Raw genomic sequence first — 18,332 nt, forward strand, 5'->3', positions numbered from 1 at the left:
CACTTGTATAGATGACTTTGAAATCCTTATTAGTTTTTGTTAGGAAATAAGGTGCGTTTCCCCTGGGTGGTAATGCCCTAAAACTGGGTGATGGCGTCAAAGTTGGTAATGTTACCGCAGGTACTCAACTCGACTTCTGGTTGAGATCTGATGGTTTGATCCGTGGCAACTCTGCCAATATCTTTGGTACTGACACTGCCTCTAATGCTGACGGACTACAGCACGCAGTTGCTTACGCTTACAACAACTACATCCTCCTGGCATTCGAGGATTTATACGGAGGTTTACATGCTTCAGGGGTAGATTCTGCAACTGGTAAGTGGAACGAAGGTTCCGATCGCGACTTTAATGATGTTGTCGTCGTTCTTGATATCGGCGAGGCAAATGTTAAAGCGTTAATTGGTGCTACTGTTCCTGAACCATCTGTTACTCTATCAATGTTTGCGGTGGGAGCAGTTGGTATGTTTGGATTGCGCCGCCGCCGTCAAAGTCGCACTTCTAACTAAACTTTGAGACGGTGCTTAATATAAAGTGCATTTAGTTCTATTGGAAAATAACAAGTGATCGATCGCATTTTCACCCGTATAAATAATGTACGGGTGATTTTACGTTTGTAGTGGCATTTATATTTTATCTATTGCGATCGCGTTCTAAATCATCAATAACTTTTTGCAAATACCACTCGTCTGACATCCCAGGATGATAATCTTTGTTTTGCTGAATCAATCGTTCGGCAATTTCCCAATATCCTCCAACCATTCGTAAAAGTCGCTGACGTAGCAGGTGATATTTTTGCTTTTTTGACTCTGGACTAAATTTCTGGATTTTTTCTAGGCTATTTAAGACTTGTTGATAATTTTCCCAGTCTTCTTGTTGACAAAAGATACTCGCCGCCCGTTGATAATCTTCCACGGCGTTTTGTATTTCTTCTAAACAAGTATAGGCAATACCGCGATTGTAATAAGCTTGAGCATCATCAGAATTGATTTGCAGCGCTTGGGTGTAATCTTGAATTGCACCGAGATAATTGCCCGTTGCCCGATAGACATTACCTCTGGCAATATAAACTAAGACATCTTCGGGTTGCATCTGGAGTGCTTGGTTAAGATCAGCGATCGCACCTTGATGATCTCCCAAGACAGAACGTGCTTTACCTCGGTTGCGATAAACAATCGCATCTTGAAAATTTAGTCGTAATGCTTGATTAAAATCTGCGATCGCTTCTCGATAATTCCCCATTTGACAACGCACAACGCCACGACAGCAGTAAGCTTGAGCATCTTGCGGATCGGCTTTTAATACCCAGTTTAAATCGGCAAGTGCTTCTTGAGTATCTCCCTTTTCAGCCTTTTCTAATAATTGCGTAAAATAATCATTGGTGGATAAAATTGGCGCATTGCTGAAACGCGATTCCTGAAGGGTAGGTAATTCTTTAGGTTGTAGCTGTTTAATTCGTTCCAAAGACAAACGACAATTCTCTTTGTCCTGTTGCTCTAGATATAACCCAGCAGCTTTTTTAAAGTTAGCGATCGCATCTTGAATAAAACCCTGTTTGCGCCGCACCATTCCCCGCAGATTATAAGCAGCAGCATAATTGAGATTGAGACGAATCGCACGTTCAACATCGTCTAGCGCCCCCGATAAGTTTTTTAGCGCTACCCTAGCCAATCCGCGACAATAATATGCCTCTACACTGTCAGGATTCAGCTTCAGGGCTTCAGTATAATCTGAAACAGCTTTCAGAATTGCGCCTGAGTCATAATGTGCTAAACCCCGTTGCAAATAAGCTTCGCTAAAGTAAGGTGTCAGTTGTAAAGTATGGTTAAATTCCTCAATTGCTCCCACGTAGTCTTTTTGCCTAGCCTTTTCCAATCCTCTATTGTAGAATTCGTCATTCATGGCATTTGTTTGGTTGATTCAGTTAATTGAATTCCAGCAGACTTCTTTCGTAGCCTAACCTATGCACTCATCTTCATATTTTAAGTATATTTCATCCTTTATGTGAAATAAAACTAACATACTACTTTCCAATAAAAAATTGGGGAAATGACTAGATCAATTCCCCATATATTGTAGATTGTAAAATATTTACAGTTGACTAAAATCCAGAAATTAGGAGTCAGAATAGGTTAAGAATCAGCAGAAAATTTGTGGAATCAATATACTAATAATACTGAATTTCTTCTTCTTTCTAAGTGCTGATTTTTTTCACTAAAATTATTCTGAAAGCAAGCTGGGAGAAGTCAGAACAAAAACATCCCAATTTCCTGGAGCCTCAGTTTGTGGTTTTATAGGATTGGCGTAGTGAAAAAACTCATGGTCATTAACCAATAGGAGTTCTCCCGGATTTAAAATTTTGCTAAATACAGGCTTTTGTTTTTTGGCAGTATACAGATGTGTTTCTCCACCTTGAATATTCTCTCTATCTACTGAGAATATGCCAATAAAATCAGTGCCATCTTGATGGATACCTTCAGGTGCTGGATTACCAAAATTTTCTGGAGAACAACTAATTCTAATTTGATGAACTCCAATTTCAGCTTCAGGATGAAGTTTACAAGAATCACTAAATGCCAAAACAAGATTTTTGAAAATATCAAGTTCTATGAGTGCATCATCTAATTCTGCAAACTCTCTTTTGATGTCACCCGCTAATTGATTATACTCTTTACTTTGAAAGAAGACGCCATGAGGTAATTTGATTAACTGATTTCCAGAGACTGTGAACCGAGATAATCTTCTAGAACGATAATTGTTTTTGATATAAGGATCAAGAGGCATATTATTAAAAAATGCCTTAAAACCTTCTAGACTGATGGAATTTACCTTTCTAAGAGTAAATAGAAAAGCATATTCTAATTCCGTTGCTGTCCACACTTTTTGCATAGGATTTACCTCCTTGCACGTTGAGATTCTCCCAGATTTTTATGGGAGGCTTGTAATACTTAGTATATGCTACTTTTTATTACTATGTTGTCAATTTAACTACAAAAATTGACCATTCATGATATATGAAGTTAGCCAAATTCTTTCAGAGGGCAGAGTAGCTGCTGAAAAGATTTGCAGATATGGGTTCGGTGGGCAAAGAATCAACGTATATTTACAAACAGCAACAAGGTTCCATAATGATAGATTGGCTTTACCGTTACCCACCTTTGTATCCCGGTATTTTACTCAAGCGTTACAAGCGGTTTTTTGCTGACGTTCAACTTACTTCTGGCGAAATAGTGACAGCGCACTGTCCCAATACTGGGCCAATGACTGGAGTATCGACACCTCTAAGTGCAGTACAGCTTTCCAAAAGCGATAATCTTAACCGCAAATTGGCTTACACTTTAGAACTCATTCAGGTACATGACAATGAGCCGACTTGGGTAGGCATAAATACTTTTTTGCCCAATCGGGTGGTAAAGCTAGCTTTGGCGAAACATCTTTTTCCAGAATTGGGCGACTATAGCCAAATCAAGGGTGAGGTGGTTTATGGGCTAGATAAAAAAAGTCGAGTGGATTTTTTTCTGACGGGGAGTAATGAGGAACGCCCGATTTATTTAGAAGTGAAAAATACAACTTTGTCTGAAGGGAGATTAGCCCTATTTCCTGACACGGAGACTACAAGAGGGCAAAAGCACTTGCGAGAACTGATGGCGTTGTTACCTTTGACTCGTGCAGTGATGCTTTACTTTATCAATCGCGGTGATTGTATCGAGTTCTCCCCTGGCGATCGCACAGATCCTGTATATGGTAAATTGTTACGGGATGCGATCGCTCTCGGTTTAGAAGTCTTACCTTGCCGTTTTGACATTTCCCCCGAAGGTATCCGTTATTTAGGTTTGGCAAAACTAAAAATTTGATTATTAAGAGAAACTAGCAATTGCAACGTTTCTACACGCATAAAACAATAAATCCATCTAGACACGATCTAGATGGATTTATTGGTAGTTGATGTTTACTAAAAAACATTCAACCAGACTGTAATGAAAAAACGACTATAGCTAGCCGCTACCCCAGAAATAGCATTCGCTATTCTGACGTTTGGTTATGCAGGAATCAAAACTGTGTCAATGACGTGGATAACACCGTTATCAGCAGCAACATCTGCTGTTGCAACTGTTGCATCATTGATCTTAACGCCATTAGAAGCGTCAATTTTTACATCTGAACCTTCAACTGTTTTAGCTGTCTTCAGCTTAACTACATCAGCAGCCAGTACTTTGCCTGATACAACATGATAGGTCAAGATTTTCTTGAGCTTTGCAGTATCTTTCAGCAAAGCGTCTACTGTACCTGCTGGAAGCTTGTTAAACGCTTCGTCAGTGGGTGCGAAGACGGTGAATGGGCCATTGCCATTCAGTGTATCTACCAGACCAGCCGCTTCGATCGCTGCAACTAGTGTCTTGAAAGAACCATTGTTGGTAGCAGTGTCTATTATGTTGGCCATGTGATTTACCTAGTTCTGTGTAACTTGTTACAAATCTAAACTATTTATCCAATAAAATCTATCTATCATTAGGCGTATGCCAAATAGTTTTTGTTATTGATATGATAAAAGTTTATATATATTTTTATACAAATAAAGAATTATACGTACATTATCTAAATGGATAAGTTATAAGTACTGCTGGATGCGCCCACTCTTTTTTTACACAGTGATAGGGGCGATAGGGCGATCGCAGACTCGCTCGCCGCCGGCGCTATCCGTCAGTTATACAGAATACCCAACTGAATTCTGACTCCTGACTCCTGAATTCTCTTTGATAAATATTTTTGTTATAAAAAGACGGTTGCAGACAATGTAACAATAGCGATCGCAAGCAAATACTTTTAGCCATACCCACCAGTGAACGCCCCTACCAATATCTCTGCACAAACTCAAAATCGCAAAGCCGATCACATTCGCATCTGCTTAGAAGAAGATGTTCAGTGCGATCAAATCACCAATGGATTGGAACGTTATCGTTTCACCCATTGTTGCTTACCCGAACTCAACCACGACGATATTGATATCAGTACAACTTTCCTGGGAAAAAACCTTGACGCACCCTTGTTAATTTCTTCCATGACTGGCGGAACAGAACAAGCCGCAATCATTAACCAACGTTTGGCCCAAGTCGCGCAACACTACAAAATTGCAATGGGTGTCGGTTCGCAGCGGGTAGCGGTGGAAAAACCCCAAGTGGCCGATACTTTCGCAGTCCGCAAGTATGCCCCCGATGTTCTGCTATTTGCAAACTTGGGGGCTGTGCAACTTAACTACAAGTACGGCTTAGATGAATGTTTGCGCGTAGTTGATATTTTAGAAGCTGATGCCTTGATTTTGCACATTAACCCTTTACAAGAGTGCATTCAACCTAAAGGTGATACTAATTTTCGGGGTTTGCTTGACAAGATTTCTATATTATGTGCAAAATTGCCAGTGCCAGTGATTGCGAAGGAAGTTGGTAACGGCATTTCAGCAGCGATCGCACAGAAACTTCTTGCAGCTGGGGTAGCAGCAATTGATGTCGCGGGTGCGGGTGGTACTTCTTGGGCAAAGGTAGAAAGCGAACGGGCAGAAAGTCCTTTGCAACGTCGCTTAGGGAGGACGTTTGCGGATTGGGGTTTACCGACAGCAGAGTGTATTACAACAATTAGAGCGATTGCCAAAGATGTGCCCTTAATCGCTTCGGGAGGTTTGCGTCATGGATTGGATGTTGCAACCGCGATCGCCTTGGGAGCAGATATAGCTGGTTTAGCAATGCCTTTCTTACAAGCAGCAGCAACATCAGAGACAGCAGTTGCGGAACTAACTGAGGTATTAATCGCTGAAATCACCACAGTCTTATTTTGTACTGGCAACACCACCTTGTATCAGTTAAAGCACTCTGGCAGTTTACAGCGCATAGAATAGGTAAATAGGTCATTGGTCATTAGTCATTAGTCATTTGGTTATAACCAATGCCCAATGCCCCATGCCCCATGCCCAATGCCCAATAACTAATAACTAATGCGTAATTTTATCAAACAAACTTTTGCTAGTTTAGTTGGCACTTTACTAGGACTAATTATTTTCGGTGGTCTGGGAACCACTGGACTGTTCTTGTTGATATTGGCTGCTAGCTCGTCTAAAGATACTGGGCCAAATGTGAAAGATAAGTCAGTGTTGGTTTTTGACTTGTCAATGAAAATTACTGATGGTGAACCTAGTTCAGGGGAACTGTTTCAAAACACAATTTCAGGTGTCGATGAAGATAGAATGGCACTCCGCAAAGTTGTGGAAACTTTGGAAAAGGCGCGACGCGATCCGCGCATTGTCGGGATCTATGTGGATGGAACGAACACAAGCCAAGCTGGTAACGTCGGCTATGCTTCCCTGAAAGAAATTCGGAAAGCGCTGGAGGAGTTTCGCGCTGCGGGGAAAAAGATTGTCGCCTATGGCAGTGATTGGAGTGAAAAGGAATATTACGTTAGTTCAGTGGCAGATTCCATTGTACTTAATCCTTTGGGAATGATGGAAGTCAACGGTTTGAGTTCACAACCAATGTTTTTGGCGAGAGCATTACAGAAGTATGGCATTGGTGTTCAAGTCGTGCGGGTAGGGAAATTTAAGGGAGCCGTTGAACCGTTTATTCTCAACAAGTTGAGTCCAGAAAACCGCGAACAAACTCAGAAATTGTTGGATGATGTTTGGGGAGAGTGGCGCACTGCTATAGGCGCAAGTCGGAAAATTGAACCCAATAAGTTACAAGCGATCGCAGATAATCAATCCTTACTAGAAGCCACACAAGCCAAAACTAGCGGTTTAGTCGATCAAGTACAATACCCCGATGAAGTTGTCGCTGACTTGAAAAAGTTTACAAATAGCGATAAAGAAGACAAAACATTCCGACAAATTAGCCTGAATAGCTACGCACAAGTTTCTGGTAAATCTTTGGGTGTAGAACGTAACTCCAAAAATCAAATTGCCGTTGTTTATGCTGAGGGCGAAATTGTCGATGGCAAAGGAGAAGATGGCCAAGTAGGAGGCGATCGCTTTGCGAAAATCTTCAACAAGCTGCGACAAGATAAAGATGTGAAAGCTGTTGTATTACGAATTAATAGTCCTGGTGGTAGTGCTACCGCAGCCGAAGTCATGCAGCGAGAAGTGAAATTAACTCGTGAGGTAAAACCAGTTGTAGTATCAATGGGTGATGTCGCCGCCTCTGGTGGTTATTGGATTGCTAGCGACTCTAATCGCATTTTTGCAGAACCAAATACCATTACAGGTTCGATAGGGGTGTTTGGGATCTTATTCAATGGGGAAAAGCTGGCTAATGATAATGGTATTACTTGGGATTCGGTGAAAACCGCACGCTATGCTGATAGTCAAACAGTTTCGCGTCCGAAATCGCCTCAAGAGTTAGAAATTTATCAGCGCAGTGTTAACCGTATTTATAATATGTTTCTGAATAAAGTTTCTCAAGGTCGGAAACTCCCAGAACAAAAAGTAGCAGAAATTGCCCAAGGAAGGGTTTGGTCGGGTGAGGCGGCCAAAGAAATTGGTTTGGTGGATGAAATTGGCGGTTTGAATACTGCGATCGCATACGCTGCCAAGCAAGCGAAACTAGGAGAAGACTGGGAAGTACAAGAATATCCTCGCACTAGCAGTTTCGGAGAACGCTTTTTTGGGCGTGCAACAGAAGAGGCGCGGACTGCTTTCGGAATTGAGGGGGCGCAACTCAAACAATCCAATCCCCTCACCGCTGAATTTCAGAAATTACAACAGGAAGTAGAGATTCTGCAAAAGATGAACGATCCACAAGGGGTATATGCCCGCTTGCCTTTCAACTTGAAGATTGAGTAGATGCTTTTTGGAGCATCTGTGGTCAAAACTCAATACAGTTCAGATAAACCCAAAACGCAGATTGTAGAGACGCGATAAATCGCGTCTTGTTTATCGCGGCGAGGCGCATGAGTTCGCCTCATCAGCCATAAACCAGCTGACATTTACTGCCCGGATGTGTAAAGTAGTTGAAAGTCAACCACAATTTCCAACCTTTGACAGAATTTTAGATTTGGAATTTTGCTGAAGCAGCCCGATTAAACTAGTGCTTAACTATGAAAAATCTAAAATTATTTATCCAGACCAATTTATTCACATACCGAGCCAATCTAAAGTCTAAAATACAAAATTGAGTAAAACATCCATCTATGGCTAGAAAAACACAACGTCTTTTACTGCTAATTATTTCTTGTAGTATCACTGGTGTAATTTTAGGAGGTACTGCTGGTTGGGCAGAAAGTAGTATTTGCTTGGAAGACAGTAAGGTTACAAGTGAGTGCCTAACCCAAGATCCATTCCAAAAAACTATCCAAGGAATGAGTACTGGATTGTTAGCTGGGGCTGGGGCCGCTTTTGGTGCAGTATGGCAGTTACGGAATGAAGATTGAGCATGAACTACTACTAACCCGGAACTCCGGGTTAGATTAGGTTTCTGTACTAATTAGCCAATGCCTCTACTTTCGCCCAGCATTAAAGTCACGTGAGTCAATTATCTTAATTTATATGGCTTTGGAAGAATACCGATCTATTAATGCATGAGCAAATCTCTGGTGTTGTTCAGCTAGATATTCAGGAGAGATGAACTGAGCATTGTCCATGAAGCGGTACACCCAGCGACAAAACTCCTCCAGCGATCGCTCAGGCAATTTAACAATATAATCTACATAAGCAAATTTGCCATCTTTTCCCTTAGGCCCTGGTTTGATTTCTTGGTGAAGATGTCGCTTTTCTCCCTCTTGGATAAATCCCATTACTTCAGGGAAAAATCGAACTTTCACTTCTACAAGCTCCAGTTCTCCACGGATCTCCTTTTGTTGCTCTTCTCTTAAACCCAACTTCAAGCCACAACCTGCCTTTAAGAGCCGATGAGCGATATGTAAGCTTTTCCATTGGCTATCTAAGCCGCGGCCTTTGCTATCCAGAACATTGAAGCGATCGCTAAAGCGATCAATACGTGACACTACGAGATGACCGTTGTTATAATCTTCCAGCAACAAATACCAGGCAATATCTGCATAAATCAATTGTAAAGGATAAACTTGCTCATATCTGGTTTTGTTGGGATTGTACGGATTACGATAGCGATAAAGCTCAACTGCTTGCCCTTTAATAATTGCCGTTTCAAGTGCATCTAGTTTTTCAAATAACGTACCTTGGCTTTGATATTTGCCCTTGGCCATCATTTCCACCGGATTGGTGTAGACAATAACTCGGTCTAATTGGGTTCTCACCGGATAAAACATCTCATCTTTCAGCTTTAACCCCCCTAATCGCCGCATTAGTCTTTGATAGATCCGCTTAATTTGAGGGTCTTCCTGATATCTTGCCTGAGAGTGTAGGGCATTGAGCGCAACTTGTAACTCCTCCCGATTCATTAGACCTCTACCAACATAGTAACCCCAGCGGTAAGGTCGCCTATCCAAAAGTCCATAGCGACGAAGAATCTTCAAATCTTTTTGGATGGTATGACGCGAATATGGCGGTAGCTTTACATTTAATTCGCTTGCTACTTTTTGTAGGTACAATTGTACTAATTGCAATGTATCGTGATTATTAGAGTCAGATTGCATAGGATCAATACAACCAACTCCTGGGTATCGGACAAAGGTTGCAATTAATAATAAAAGTCGCTCGAAGGCAGAAAGAGCAGCATAAGAATGCGCCATAAACTATATTTCACCCTGAAAAGTCAATAATATAAAAGTATTGACCTGTAATTTATAAAAAGTTTAAAACTTTTGCTAAGTATAGTTCCTAAAGATTTCATTTTATAGCCTCTAATACTGCCAAATAGTCGCGCTCTATCTGAACCTCTTTGTAAAATGCAGTTCAAATAGAGTTTTGGAGACTTAAAAATATGCAAACATGTCCCTCCTGCCAACATCCCTTATCTAGCAATGGATTCTACTGTTCTAACTGTCCTCAGCAGATTCGATGTAAAAACAAAGACTGCTATGAAATACTTCTTCCCGGCGCAAAAGGATGTGTAATGTGTGGAACCCCAATAGGTGAAGGGCATAACGCATCAGTATCAAGCAATGGCGGTAGTCTACCTACCGTAATGAACACGTTAAAATTTGTTGAAATCAGCAAGGGTAATTCACTTGAGATTCAGCTTGCCCTCACCAATGAAGTAGGTATTAGCTGGAGTGGTGCTGCGATCGCCGCGATCGTTGGTGGACAAATGACACCTGGAAAACCACCTAATACACCTAATAGTCGTTCTGTGATTCGTAATTTAAGTAATCCTGAACCTCAACAACTTTCCTTATTCAAGGATGAATCCAGCGACGAGAACAATAAATCTACAATTGATGTAGTTGCTCAACTTCCTGCTGCTCATGAAGGCGATACCGACAAGTTAAAACAGATTTTCCGGCACAACGGCGAACAACTACAGTTAATGGACAAGAAGAGGCTCAAAGCAGCAAACAAGAAAGATGCTGCACGCAGGTTGACCTATTTGGTTCTCTTGTATTCGTTAGATATCAATGGACGGGAGGAAATTCCTCGTGCTGAGTTGAATGAAATTCTTAAAAGAGTTGGATTCCATGATAACAACATCGTCACATGGATTAGTAAAAGTCCTGACTTGATTGTTGAGAGAAATATGGCTGGGCTAAGTCTTTCAGGAAAAGACGAAGCGCGAAAAGTTCTCGCAGAAGTATTTGATGACAAGATCAAAGGCAAGTGGGATTTAACCTCTGGTACAGCCTCACGTAGTTCTAAATCTAATGCCAAAAGCGACGAAGATTCAGAAAGCAGCAGCAAAAATGGCAAGCGCAAGAATAATGGAATTTCCAAAGAAGTGGAGCCTTGGGTAGCTAGTTGGAAATTATTTGCCTCGAATATTGATTTTTATGCAGCCATTAAAGATTGCACAGTCATGCAGAAGGGCTTGTTTAGTCTATGGGCAATTGGTAAGGCAACAAGCAATCCTGAGATAGCGGTTTCAAGCTACAAGCTCAAGCAGTTCTTGTATTTCGGACTCGGCATCGAGCTAGATGAGCGTAATTTAGAAAGACGCTTACAAGCAACTTCAGGACAAGGAAGCTTAATTAAAGTGCAGGATGGTTTCCAATTACTATCTCCTGGTTTGGCTGAGGTCGAAAGATTGATAAGCTCCACACAAAGCAATGGAACTATTAATGAATCTTCTGAAAATTCTGGTGGGGTGTAACTATGAGAAGGACATCTGAGCAATTAATTCAAGAACTTTCAACAATTATTGACTCTCACTTTGCTCATGCAGTGGTTGAATGCTACATCGAAATGCAGCAACGATTTCTAGCTGGCGACTGGCAACCAACAGAACTAGACGGTGGGCGATTTTGTGAAGCAATTTCGCGTTGCTTGCTTCAAATGGATACCGGAAAGATTGATCATCGAAAATTGCCTGGTAAAATTCGTGAGGATTTATTAAACAAAAATATTCTTCATCAACTTGGATCGAAGGATCGTTATCATTTGGCTAAAGTGATTGAGGTTGTATATGGATTCCGCTCCGATCGCGGTGCTGTTCACATATCAACCGAGTACACCGCAAATTATATGGATTCAATGCTGGTGCTTCATGCAAGCAAATGGATTTTTGCAGAATTTCTCCGCCTAGTTTGGAATCGAGATCGAAAGGTTGTTGCAGAAACCATTGCCCAAATTGTTCAACTAGAACATTCAGTAATTCATGAATTGGACGGAAAACCTCTAGTTCTGGCAAGAGATATTTATGCAACGGATGAAGTTCTGTTGCTGCTGTATCATGCCGCCAATAATCGCTTGAGTCGGGCTGAACTACGTGAACATGCTGTCAGCCAGAACCCTCAAAACGTTAATGTTGCTATATCTAGGCTAATCAAAAGTAAGGATATTCGACCTGTTGCAGAGGATGAAGTTGCCCTCACTCCTAATGGTCAAAAACGAATCTTTGAGCAGGTATTGCCTAAGCTCGTTCCCCAAAAATAGAATTCCTAGTTCAATTGCAGGGTAAGCATTTATCAAATCCCGTCTAAATCATGGCGAAGATAGCAGATGATGTAACAAAGTGAAGATTTCTTAAAGTAGTTCCAAGTAAATAAGGCTACATGTCAGCTTCCAGTTACTCTATGTTTAAGGATAAATAGATACTTTACAACGCGATCGCACAATGATGGACAACAGCAAGGCATTGTTTGACTACTGGCATGACCGAGTTTGGCTGAAAAACTCTGAGTTAATTGCAGATCCTGGACACGTGAAAACCCAGGATCTACGACATGATTGTACCAACTATGATGATCTTTGGCGTAGCCCTGAAGTTCAACAACTGGATGAAGCAGATCGTAACTGGGTTATTGCTATTATTAAGTACGAATGTACAGCCAAAGTTCTACAGAATCGGGCTGGTCGTCTGCGCGATCGCGCTAGTGAGCTTGAAGCAGCTAGTCATGAACAAGATCAACAAAATTCCAAGCTTCTGGGTCTGCTCAAAGCATTACAAGAGAAACTATTTGGTAAGGATAAAGAAATTAAGAGATTAGAAGCACGAGTTTCCTCGCTAGAAGCTGAAAATGAAGCTTTACAATCTGAAGCTGAGAATAATAAAGCTAAGACTGAACTGGTTACAGAACTAGAGCAGCTTAAAAAGAAGTACAATGCGGTTGAGAAACGAAGACAAGAATTAGCTAAAAATAATCAGAGTTTAGGTGGAAAAGTTGCCCATACCAAACGGTATAAGCAGCAAAGGGACGAAGCAATAGTTTTAGTTGAACAGCAGAAACAGCAAATTGCTACGTTAGTTCAAGAGAGTCAGCGTCTTCGTGAAGAGAATGAAAGACTTTATCAGAAATTAAATAAGTAGATTGATAAAATGCTCTAAATTGGGGACGCTTGACAGTAATCATGAAACTTCAAGAGCTAAAAGCTAAAGTCTACGAGTTAGCTGGAGTAAACAATACCAAACAACTCAAGGAGAAAAATAAAGAGATTAAGACGTTAGATATGCGTCTTAAAACCTCTTGGGAAAAAACTATTGCTATTCTTCAAAAACCGCAAAGCGAATTTGAGGATTGGTTGGAGAATCCACCTGAAGAATACAAAGATATTTTTTCTGAAATTACAGAAGCCTCTCAAAAATATGCTCGAAAATCAGCACAGACGAAACAGTTAGCACGTGAGGTATTGTCAATAGCGAATAATCTTGAAGAACTAGCAGAGGAATCTCAAGACGAAGCAAATAAAATCAAACAAGAAATTGAAATAACTAGACGGATTTCAAAACAAGCCAGACTGAACTAGTTTTGACATCAAAGGACAGCTAAAAACTATAGCAGTCCTAAATCATTCGTGAAAATTATATCTCTCTTTCTTCTTTCTTTCCTTTGCGTCCTTCTCTGACGAGACGCTGCGCGTTGGCAGAGCCTCTCGCAGAGAAGGCGTCCTTGGCGGTTCGTTTCCTAATCTATATTTTTCACAACTCAAATAGGATTGCTATAGCTGCACTGAACGGCAGCATTAGTTAGTAGCTTCTACTGTATGAGAATTGGGACTTTTCATGCAGCGAAGTGTTAGCTGCAATAGACTGAATCGATATCTGAGTTGGGATACAAAGAAGTAAGCCTATGAACGCATTTGCATTCTTGGTAGGTTATAGAGAATAATAATCACAAAGAAAGCAGCTTTGGCATCTTCGTGCGAGAGAATAAATATAAAGTATGGCGATCGCAATCGATTTTGGTACTAGTAACACAGTCATTGCTCGTTGGAACCCTGTAACCCAGCAGCCAGAAACCCTGACTCTACCAGGTTTATCAATTAAACAAAGTCTCAATCCGCCACTGATTCCCAGCTTGGTTTATGTTGAAGACGCAGCCCAAAATAAAGTCTTAGTCGGGCAACAAGTACGCGATCGCGGTTTTGACCTCAAAGGCGAAACGCGATTTTTCCGCAGCTTCAAACGCGGTATCGGTGCAAATATTCAAGGTTTCTTACCCGAACTAGATGGGCAAATTGTCACCTTTGAACAAGTAGGGCAATGGTTCCTCACCCAAGTAATTGAACAACTAGCACCCCTGGAAGGTGGCTTAGATTCTCTCGTGTTAACCGTACCCGTAGACAGTTTTGAAGCCTATCGTCACTGGTTAGGGAAAGTTTGTCAATCCCTTCCTGTCGAACAAGTGCGAATGCTAGATGAACCCACAGCCGCCGCCTTGGGTTATGGCTTGGCAGATCGAGAAATTCTCTTGGTGATTGACTTTGGTGGCGGTACTTTAGATTTGTCCCTTGTCCGGTTGGATCAAGGTGTACAAGCAACCAGCAAACCACTCGGATTTATCCTCAAGTGGGGTAATAAGTCCTTGGCTGAAGATTCAAAACAAAAAGTCAAAACTGCCCGTGTATTGGCGAAAGCTGGGCAAAATTTGGGCGGTACTGATATTGATAATTGGTTAGTAGATTACTTTGCCAAAACTCAAGAGTTAGCGATAAGTCCGTTGACAACAAGATTGGCAGAACGGGTAAAAATTCAGCTATCAACTCAAAACCAAGCTAGTGAAGTTTATTTTGACGATGAGACATTTGAAAGTTATGAACTGGAACTAAACCGCGATACTTTTGAAAATATTCTCAAAGAACACGCATTTTTTGAGTTACTAGATGAGTCGATGACGACACTGTTGCAACAAGCAAGACGCCAAGGGATAGAACTTCCAGATATTAATGCAGTTTTGTTAGTTGGTGGCACCGTGCAATTGCCGGCAGTGCAGACATGGATCAAACAGTACTTTGAGCCAGAAAAAATCCGTTGTGAACGTCCCTTTGAAGCGATCGCTCAAGGTGCATTACAGTTAGCCCAAGGGATACAAATCAAAGACTTTCTGTATCATAGTTATGGTATCCGCTACTGGGATCGTCGCAACCAGCGTCACAAATGGCATTCTTTAATTAAAGCTGGACAGGCATATCCAATGAGTCAGCCAGTGGAATTAGTCTTAGGTGCTTCTGTGGAAAATCAGCCCAGCATTGAATTAATTATGGGAGAATTGGGAGCAGATACGGGTAGTACCGAAGTTTATTTTGATGGCGATCGCTTAATTACTCGCCGTATGGACAATAGTGAAATCAGCGTTAAACCCCTTAACGATCAAGAAGGTGCGAGGACAATTGCCCAATTGACACCAGCCGGATATCCTGGAAGCGATCGCATTAAAATTCTCTTTCAAGTTGATGAACAACGCTTTTTGCGAATCACCGTTGAAGACTTGTTGACAAATGATACGCTGTTAGAGAATCAACTTGTGGCACAGCTGAGTTAGATATAATACACATCATTAGTCGGAAAAAGCTGCGCGAATTTTGCCAAAATTATGGGTTCTTGGCAACTTTTGGTGATCTCGGTTGGGGGAAGGCAGAGGGCAGAGGGCAGAAGGCAAAAGGAAGAAAGATATAATCGAGATACTTCAAACTTCACTCCTTCAAACATTTGAGGTATAAGCCTCAACAAGTTCTATGTCGGTGCTAACTCACCTATTACCAGATTCAAGCAATCTGAGACTTGAGAATTGCCAACTTGACAAGATAAAAACTCAGATAAATTTGATTGTTTCCGCAATCAGTAGAGTAGTTAACTGTCCAGTTTGTAACCAACCAACTCAAAAAATTCATAGTCGCTATGAACGCTTATTAGCAGACTTACCCTGGGCTGATTACAGCATTACCTTACAGTTACGGGTAAGGAAGTTTTTTTGCATCAATAGGTTGTGTAAACGGCGCATTTTTACAGAAAGGCTGACCAATGTAACCACACCTTGGGCTAGAAGAACTCTACGTTTAGCTCAACGACTGAGTGTGATTGGTTTAGCTAATGGTGGTGCAGCAGGGGAAAGACTCTTACAGCAATGGGGGATAAAAGTTTCTCGCAACACACTATTAAATTTAGTCCGCTCAATCCCACTGCCACCCATCGTAACACCACATACTCTTGGGGTAGACGACTTCTGCTTTCGTAAATGTAAAACTTACGGGACAGCACTAATTGACCTGGAATGCAGCCGACCAATTGCTCTACTAAAAGATGCTAAGGCTGAAACCTTAGCAGAATGGTTAAAAGCTCACCCCGGTGTCAAAGTCGTTTCACGAGATCGGTCAAAAACTTATGAAAGTGGTATTCGTCAAGGCGCACCAGAAGCCATTCAAGTTGCAGACCGTTTTCATCTATTGCAAAACTTATTTCAAACGCTCTATCAAGTCTTTGGTACTCACGCCAAAGCACTTCTTGAAGTGGAAAAACAAGTCTTTAGTACTGGTACTAAAGTGTTAAAAGAGGTGGAAACAGCACACAACCCCTTGATTGCTGAGGCTAATCCCTACCCAGTTGTGCCAAGGTTTCCCCAAAACACATCTTTAAAAAGAAAAGTCCAATCCGCCAAGGCACAGGCCAGACGGAGGGACATCCATGAGCAAGTTTGGAGCTTACGGTCTATTGGCTTATCAGTGCAAGCAATCGCTAAAGAACTGGGAGTTGCTAGAAATACAGTCTATAATTACAAGCGTTGCTCAACTTTTACCGAACGTCGCCAACGTAGCGACCAAGGTTTGAGCCTTCTCAACCCTTATCAAGATTACCTCCTCAGTCGCTGGAATAGCGGTAACTACAACACCCAAGAACTGTTTGAGGAAATTCGACAAGCTGGCTATACCGGTAGTTATGCTACACTCGTTCGCTTCACTCGTTATCTCAAGAGCTTACCCGGATTTGCACCAGCAAAAGGTTCAACAAAAAACGCTTCCATCAGGATAAGCTCTTCTTGCCATCGTCCTCTCACCCCCAGTCGCGTCACAGCTTTAGTCTTGCGACGACCAGAATTAACACAGCCTAATGAGCGTGAAGTAATCGCTCAACTACAAACAGCCCATTCGGATTTGAAGTCAGCTATTGAACTAGCTCAACAGGAGAGCATCTCTTGTGCGTCAACGCCAGCCTGAGCAGCTTGATGCTTGGTTAAACAAAGCTAAAAACAGCTCGGTTTCTTTGTTGCGCTCTTTTGCTGTTAGTTTAGAGTCTGACTACAATGCTGTGAAAGCAGGTGTAACTATGTCAGTCAGCAATGGCCCCGTTGAAGGGCATATTAATCGACTGAAAATGTTAAAGCGGCAGATGTATGGTCGGGCCAAGATAGACTTACTGGAACGACGATTTTTGTTGGCTATTTGAGGAGAAGATTTTGACAATTTACACTTGATTATATGAGTTATAGAAATCAGTTTATCTGGCAAAGGGCGGTTAAACTTGCTATCAATTGTTATAAATTTACCCGCCTATTTCCTCAGTCCGAATTGTATGGTTTAACCAGCCAAATTCGACGTTCTTCTGTATCTGTAGCATCCAATATAGCAGAAGGCGATGGAAGGCGCTCAAAACCAGAATACATACAGTTTTTACATATTGCATTAGGCTCTTTGAGAGAACTTGATACCCAATTAATCATTGCAAAAGTTGTAGATTTAGCTGACAAAAACCTTTTCACTCCCCTATTGAATGAGGTCGAGGAAATGCAAAGTATATTAGTTGCTAGCTTAAACAAACTCAAAGCTTGAATTTATTACTTTTACCCTTCCGACTTCTGCCTCCTGCCTTCTGCCCTCTGCCTTCCCCCAAGTGAGATCACCAAAAGTTGCCAAGAACCAAATTATGCTGATTCCTGTGATGCACTTAAAAACTGGTACAAGGCTGCCAATAAAGCTACATGGAATAATCTTGCCCAGGTGCAAGCAGTTTATCCTCAAACAGAAGCTGTTGGTAATTTTACTGTTTTTAATATCAAAGGTAACAAATACCGTCTGATAGTTGATTTTGTTTATAGTGACCAAATAATTTATCTTAAATACATTTTGACCCACGCAGAATACGATAAGGATAAATGGAAAAATGGCCCTTACTTTTAACCGTGAAACTTATGCTAGTTTGCTTGCTAAATATCAACCCAAGGTTATTAAAACAGATGAGGAAAACGAGCAAGCTACTACGCTAGCTGAGGAACTGTCTCATCGAGTTAACCGAACTTTGGAAGAGTCGGCATTATTAGACCTGTTGATTGCTCTGATAGAAAAATATGAGGATGAGCATTATCCAATGGGAGAATCAACAGCACACTCAATGTTCCTCCATCTAATCGATGCTCAGAGTGTTAAGGAAGCTGAGTTAGTAGCAATTCTTGGTTCAAGAGAGGTTGTTTCTGAAGTTATGAGTGGAAAACAAGAAATTACTCAGGAGATGGCTAAGGTCTTATATCATGTTCGGTAAATCACTTACGATTAAGCCCCGATTTTAATCCACCAGTGA

At 41.3% G+C, this 18,332-nt stretch carries 19 protein-coding genes; 15 read left to right on the forward strand and 4 right to left on the reverse strand.

The annotated features are described in order from the left end of the window. Window positions 1-83: 83 nt before the first annotated feature. On the forward strand, window positions 84-506 hold the full coding sequence (locus HWQ42_RS11430) for a DUF4114 domain-containing protein (protein WP_292812054.1): 423 nt from the start codon (window positions 84-86) through the stop codon (window positions 504-506). Window positions 507-630: 124 nt separating this feature from the next. On the opposite strand, the gene HWQ42_RS11435 is transcribed toward HWQ42_RS11430, so the two are convergent. Both HWQ42_RS11435 and HWQ42_RS11440 read right to left on the reverse strand, forming a co-directional pair. After that, a complete protein-coding gene (locus HWQ42_RS11435; protein WP_292812020.1) occupies window positions 631-1,899 on the reverse strand; it encodes a tetratricopeptide repeat protein in 1,269 nt (422 codons plus the stop codon). 318 nt (window positions 1,900-2,217) lie between these two features. After that, entirely contained in the window at window positions 2,218-2,886 is a 669-nt protein-coding gene (locus tag HWQ42_RS11440; RefSeq protein WP_292812022.1) for a 2OG-Fe dioxygenase family protein, read from the reverse strand. 239 nt (window positions 2,887-3,125) lie between these two features. Here HWQ42_RS11440 and sfsA point away from each other — a divergent pair, with 239 nt between their 5' ends. Further along, window positions 3,126-3,851, forward strand: a complete 726-nt coding sequence (gene sfsA / locus HWQ42_RS11445; RefSeq protein ID WP_292812056.1) for a DNA/RNA nuclease SfsA — start codon at window positions 3,126-3,128, stop codon at window positions 3,849-3,851. 185 nt (window positions 3,852-4,036) lie between these two features. Here the strand turns inward: sfsA and HWQ42_RS11450 are convergent, their stop codons facing one another. Next, window positions 4,037-4,438, reverse strand: a complete 402-nt coding sequence (locus HWQ42_RS11450) for a fasciclin domain-containing protein (protein ID WP_292812025.1) — start codon at window positions 4,436-4,438, stop codon at window positions 4,037-4,039. Window positions 4,439-4,837: 399 nt separating this feature from the next. Between HWQ42_RS11450 and fni the strand changes: the two genes are divergently transcribed. The 3 genes from fni (at window position 4,838) to HWQ42_RS11465 (ending at window position 8,406) form a co-directional block, all read left to right on the forward strand. Next, complete coding sequence (gene fni, locus HWQ42_RS11455) at window positions 4,838-5,887, forward strand: type 2 isopentenyl-diphosphate Delta-isomerase (RefSeq protein WP_292812027.1); 1,050 nt, start codon at window positions 4,838-4,840, stop codon at window positions 5,885-5,887. Window positions 5,888-5,983: 96 nt separating this feature from the next. Beyond that, window positions 5,984-7,819 (forward strand): signal peptide peptidase SppA, encoded by a 1,836-nt coding sequence (gene sppA / locus HWQ42_RS11460; RefSeq protein WP_292812029.1) that lies wholly within the window; start codon window positions 5,984-5,986, stop codon window positions 7,817-7,819. A gap of 347 nt (window positions 7,820-8,166) precedes the next feature. After that, window positions 8,167-8,406, forward strand: a complete 240-nt coding sequence (locus HWQ42_RS11465) for a hypothetical protein (protein WP_292731972.1) — start codon at window positions 8,167-8,169, stop codon at window positions 8,404-8,406. Between the two features lie 111 nt (window positions 8,407-8,517). Here the strand turns inward: HWQ42_RS11465 and HWQ42_RS11470 are convergent, their stop codons facing one another. Further along, window positions 8,518-9,684, reverse strand: a complete 1,167-nt coding sequence (locus HWQ42_RS11470) for a WYL domain-containing protein (RefSeq protein ID WP_292812031.1) — start codon at window positions 9,682-9,684, stop codon at window positions 8,518-8,520. A 323-nt stretch (window positions 9,685-10,007) separates the two neighbouring features. On the opposite strand from HWQ42_RS11470, the gene HWQ42_RS11475 reads away from it, so the two are divergent. The 10 genes from HWQ42_RS11475 (at window position 10,008) to HWQ42_RS11520 (ending at window position 18,293) form a co-directional block, all read left to right on the forward strand. Further along, window positions 10,008-11,198, forward strand: coding sequence for a hypothetical protein (locus HWQ42_RS11475; protein WP_292812034.1), 1,191 nt, complete (start codon window positions 10,008-10,010; stop codon window positions 11,196-11,198). Window positions 11,199-11,200: 2 nt separating this feature from the next. Beyond that, window positions 11,201-11,980, forward strand: a complete 780-nt coding sequence (locus tag HWQ42_RS11480; RefSeq protein ID WP_292812036.1) for a hypothetical protein — start codon at window positions 11,201-11,203, stop codon at window positions 11,978-11,980. A gap of 181 nt (window positions 11,981-12,161) precedes the next feature. Beyond that, window positions 12,162-12,854, forward strand: a complete 693-nt coding sequence (locus HWQ42_RS11485) for a hypothetical protein (RefSeq protein ID WP_292812038.1) — start codon at window positions 12,162-12,164, stop codon at window positions 12,852-12,854. 41 nt (window positions 12,855-12,895) lie between these two features. Continuing rightward, window positions 12,896-13,291 (forward strand): hypothetical protein, encoded by a 396-nt coding sequence (locus tag HWQ42_RS11490; protein ID WP_292812040.1) that lies wholly within the window; start codon window positions 12,896-12,898, stop codon window positions 13,289-13,291. Window positions 13,292-13,707: 416 nt separating this feature from the next. Then, complete coding sequence (locus HWQ42_RS11495; RefSeq protein ID WP_292812042.1) at window positions 13,708-15,306, forward strand: Hsp70 family protein; 1,599 nt, start codon at window positions 13,708-13,710, stop codon at window positions 15,304-15,306. A 193-nt stretch (window positions 15,307-15,499) separates the two neighbouring features. Next, window positions 15,500-16,975, forward strand: coding sequence for an ISL3 family transposase (locus HWQ42_RS11500; RefSeq protein WP_292812045.1), 1,476 nt, complete (start codon window positions 15,500-15,502; stop codon window positions 16,973-16,975). After that, window positions 16,956-17,204, forward strand: a complete 249-nt coding sequence (locus tag HWQ42_RS11505) for a transposase (protein ID WP_292812047.1) — start codon at window positions 16,956-16,958, stop codon at window positions 17,202-17,204. Before HWQ42_RS11500 ends, HWQ42_RS11505 begins: the two co-directional genes overlap by 20 nt. Window positions 17,205-17,236: 32 nt before the next feature. Beyond that, window positions 17,237-17,587, forward strand: a complete 351-nt coding sequence (locus tag HWQ42_RS11510; RefSeq protein WP_292812050.1) for a four helix bundle protein — start codon at window positions 17,237-17,239, stop codon at window positions 17,585-17,587. Between the two features lie 66 nt (window positions 17,588-17,653). Further along, on the forward strand, window positions 17,654-17,935 hold the full coding sequence (locus HWQ42_RS11515; protein ID WP_292812059.1) for a type II toxin-antitoxin system HigB family toxin: 282 nt from the start codon (window positions 17,654-17,656) through the stop codon (window positions 17,933-17,935). Then, window positions 17,919-18,293, forward strand: a complete 375-nt coding sequence (locus HWQ42_RS11520) for a transcriptional regulator (RefSeq protein ID WP_292812052.1) — start codon at window positions 17,919-17,921, stop codon at window positions 18,291-18,293. Before HWQ42_RS11515 ends, HWQ42_RS11520 begins: the two co-directional genes overlap by 17 nt. Window positions 18,294-18,332: the final 39 nt, after the last annotated feature.

Origin of the sequence: Nostoc sp. JL23 (assembly GCF_017115065.1) — a bacterium.
GTDB lineage: Bacteria > Cyanobacteriota > Cyanobacteriia > Cyanobacteriales > Nostocaceae > Nostoc > Nostoc punctiforme_A.

What these genes read in the sequence shown, in the direction of transcription:
- HWQ42_RS11435 (WP_292812020.1), bottom strand. Translation starts at nt 1,899, where the DNA reads ATGAATGACGAATTCTACAATAGAGGATTGGAAAAGGCTAGGCAAAAA.
- HWQ42_RS11470 (WP_292812031.1), bottom strand. Translation starts at nt 9,684, where the DNA reads ATGGCGCATTCTTATGCTGCTCTTTCTGCCTTCGAGCGACTTTTATTA.
- HWQ42_RS11440 (WP_292812022.1), bottom strand. Translation starts at nt 2,886, where the DNA reads ATGCAAAAAGTGTGGACAGCAACGGAATTAGAATATGCTTTTCTATTT.
- HWQ42_RS11465 (WP_292731972.1), top strand. Translation starts at nt 8,167, where the DNA reads ATGGCTAGAAAAACACAACGTCTTTTACTGCTAATTATTTCTTGTAGT.
- HWQ42_RS11450 (WP_292812025.1), bottom strand. Translation starts at nt 4,438, where the DNA reads ATGGCCAACATAATAGACACTGCTACCAACAATGGTTCTTTCAAGACA.
- HWQ42_RS11475 (WP_292812034.1), top strand. Translation starts at nt 10,008, where the DNA reads ATGTGTGGAACCCCAATAGGTGAAGGGCATAACGCATCAGTATCAAGC.
- HWQ42_RS11500 (WP_292812045.1), top strand. Translation starts at nt 15,500, where the DNA reads ATGTCGGTGCTAACTCACCTATTACCAGATTCAAGCAATCTGAGACTT.
- HWQ42_RS11480 (WP_292812036.1), top strand. Translation starts at nt 11,201, where the DNA reads ATGAGAAGGACATCTGAGCAATTAATTCAAGAACTTTCAACAATTATT.
- HWQ42_RS11495 (WP_292812042.1), top strand. Translation starts at nt 13,708, where the DNA reads ATGGCGATCGCAATCGATTTTGGTACTAGTAACACAGTCATTGCTCGT.
- HWQ42_RS11490 (WP_292812040.1), top strand. Translation starts at nt 12,896, where the DNA reads ATGAAACTTCAAGAGCTAAAAGCTAAAGTCTACGAGTTAGCTGGAGTA.
- HWQ42_RS11485 (WP_292812038.1), top strand. Translation starts at nt 12,162, where the DNA reads ATGATGGACAACAGCAAGGCATTGTTTGACTACTGGCATGACCGAGTT.
- sfsA (WP_292812056.1), top strand. Translation starts at nt 3,126, where the DNA reads ATGATAGATTGGCTTTACCGTTACCCACCTTTGTATCCCGGTATTTTA.
- sppA (WP_292812029.1), top strand. Translation starts at nt 5,984, where the DNA reads ATGCGTAATTTTATCAAACAAACTTTTGCTAGTTTAGTTGGCACTTTA.
- HWQ42_RS11510 (WP_292812050.1), top strand. Translation starts at nt 17,237, where the DNA reads ATGAGTTATAGAAATCAGTTTATCTGGCAAAGGGCGGTTAAACTTGCT.
- HWQ42_RS11520 (WP_292812052.1), top strand. Translation starts at nt 17,919, where the DNA reads ATGGCCCTTACTTTTAACCGTGAAACTTATGCTAGTTTGCTTGCTAAA.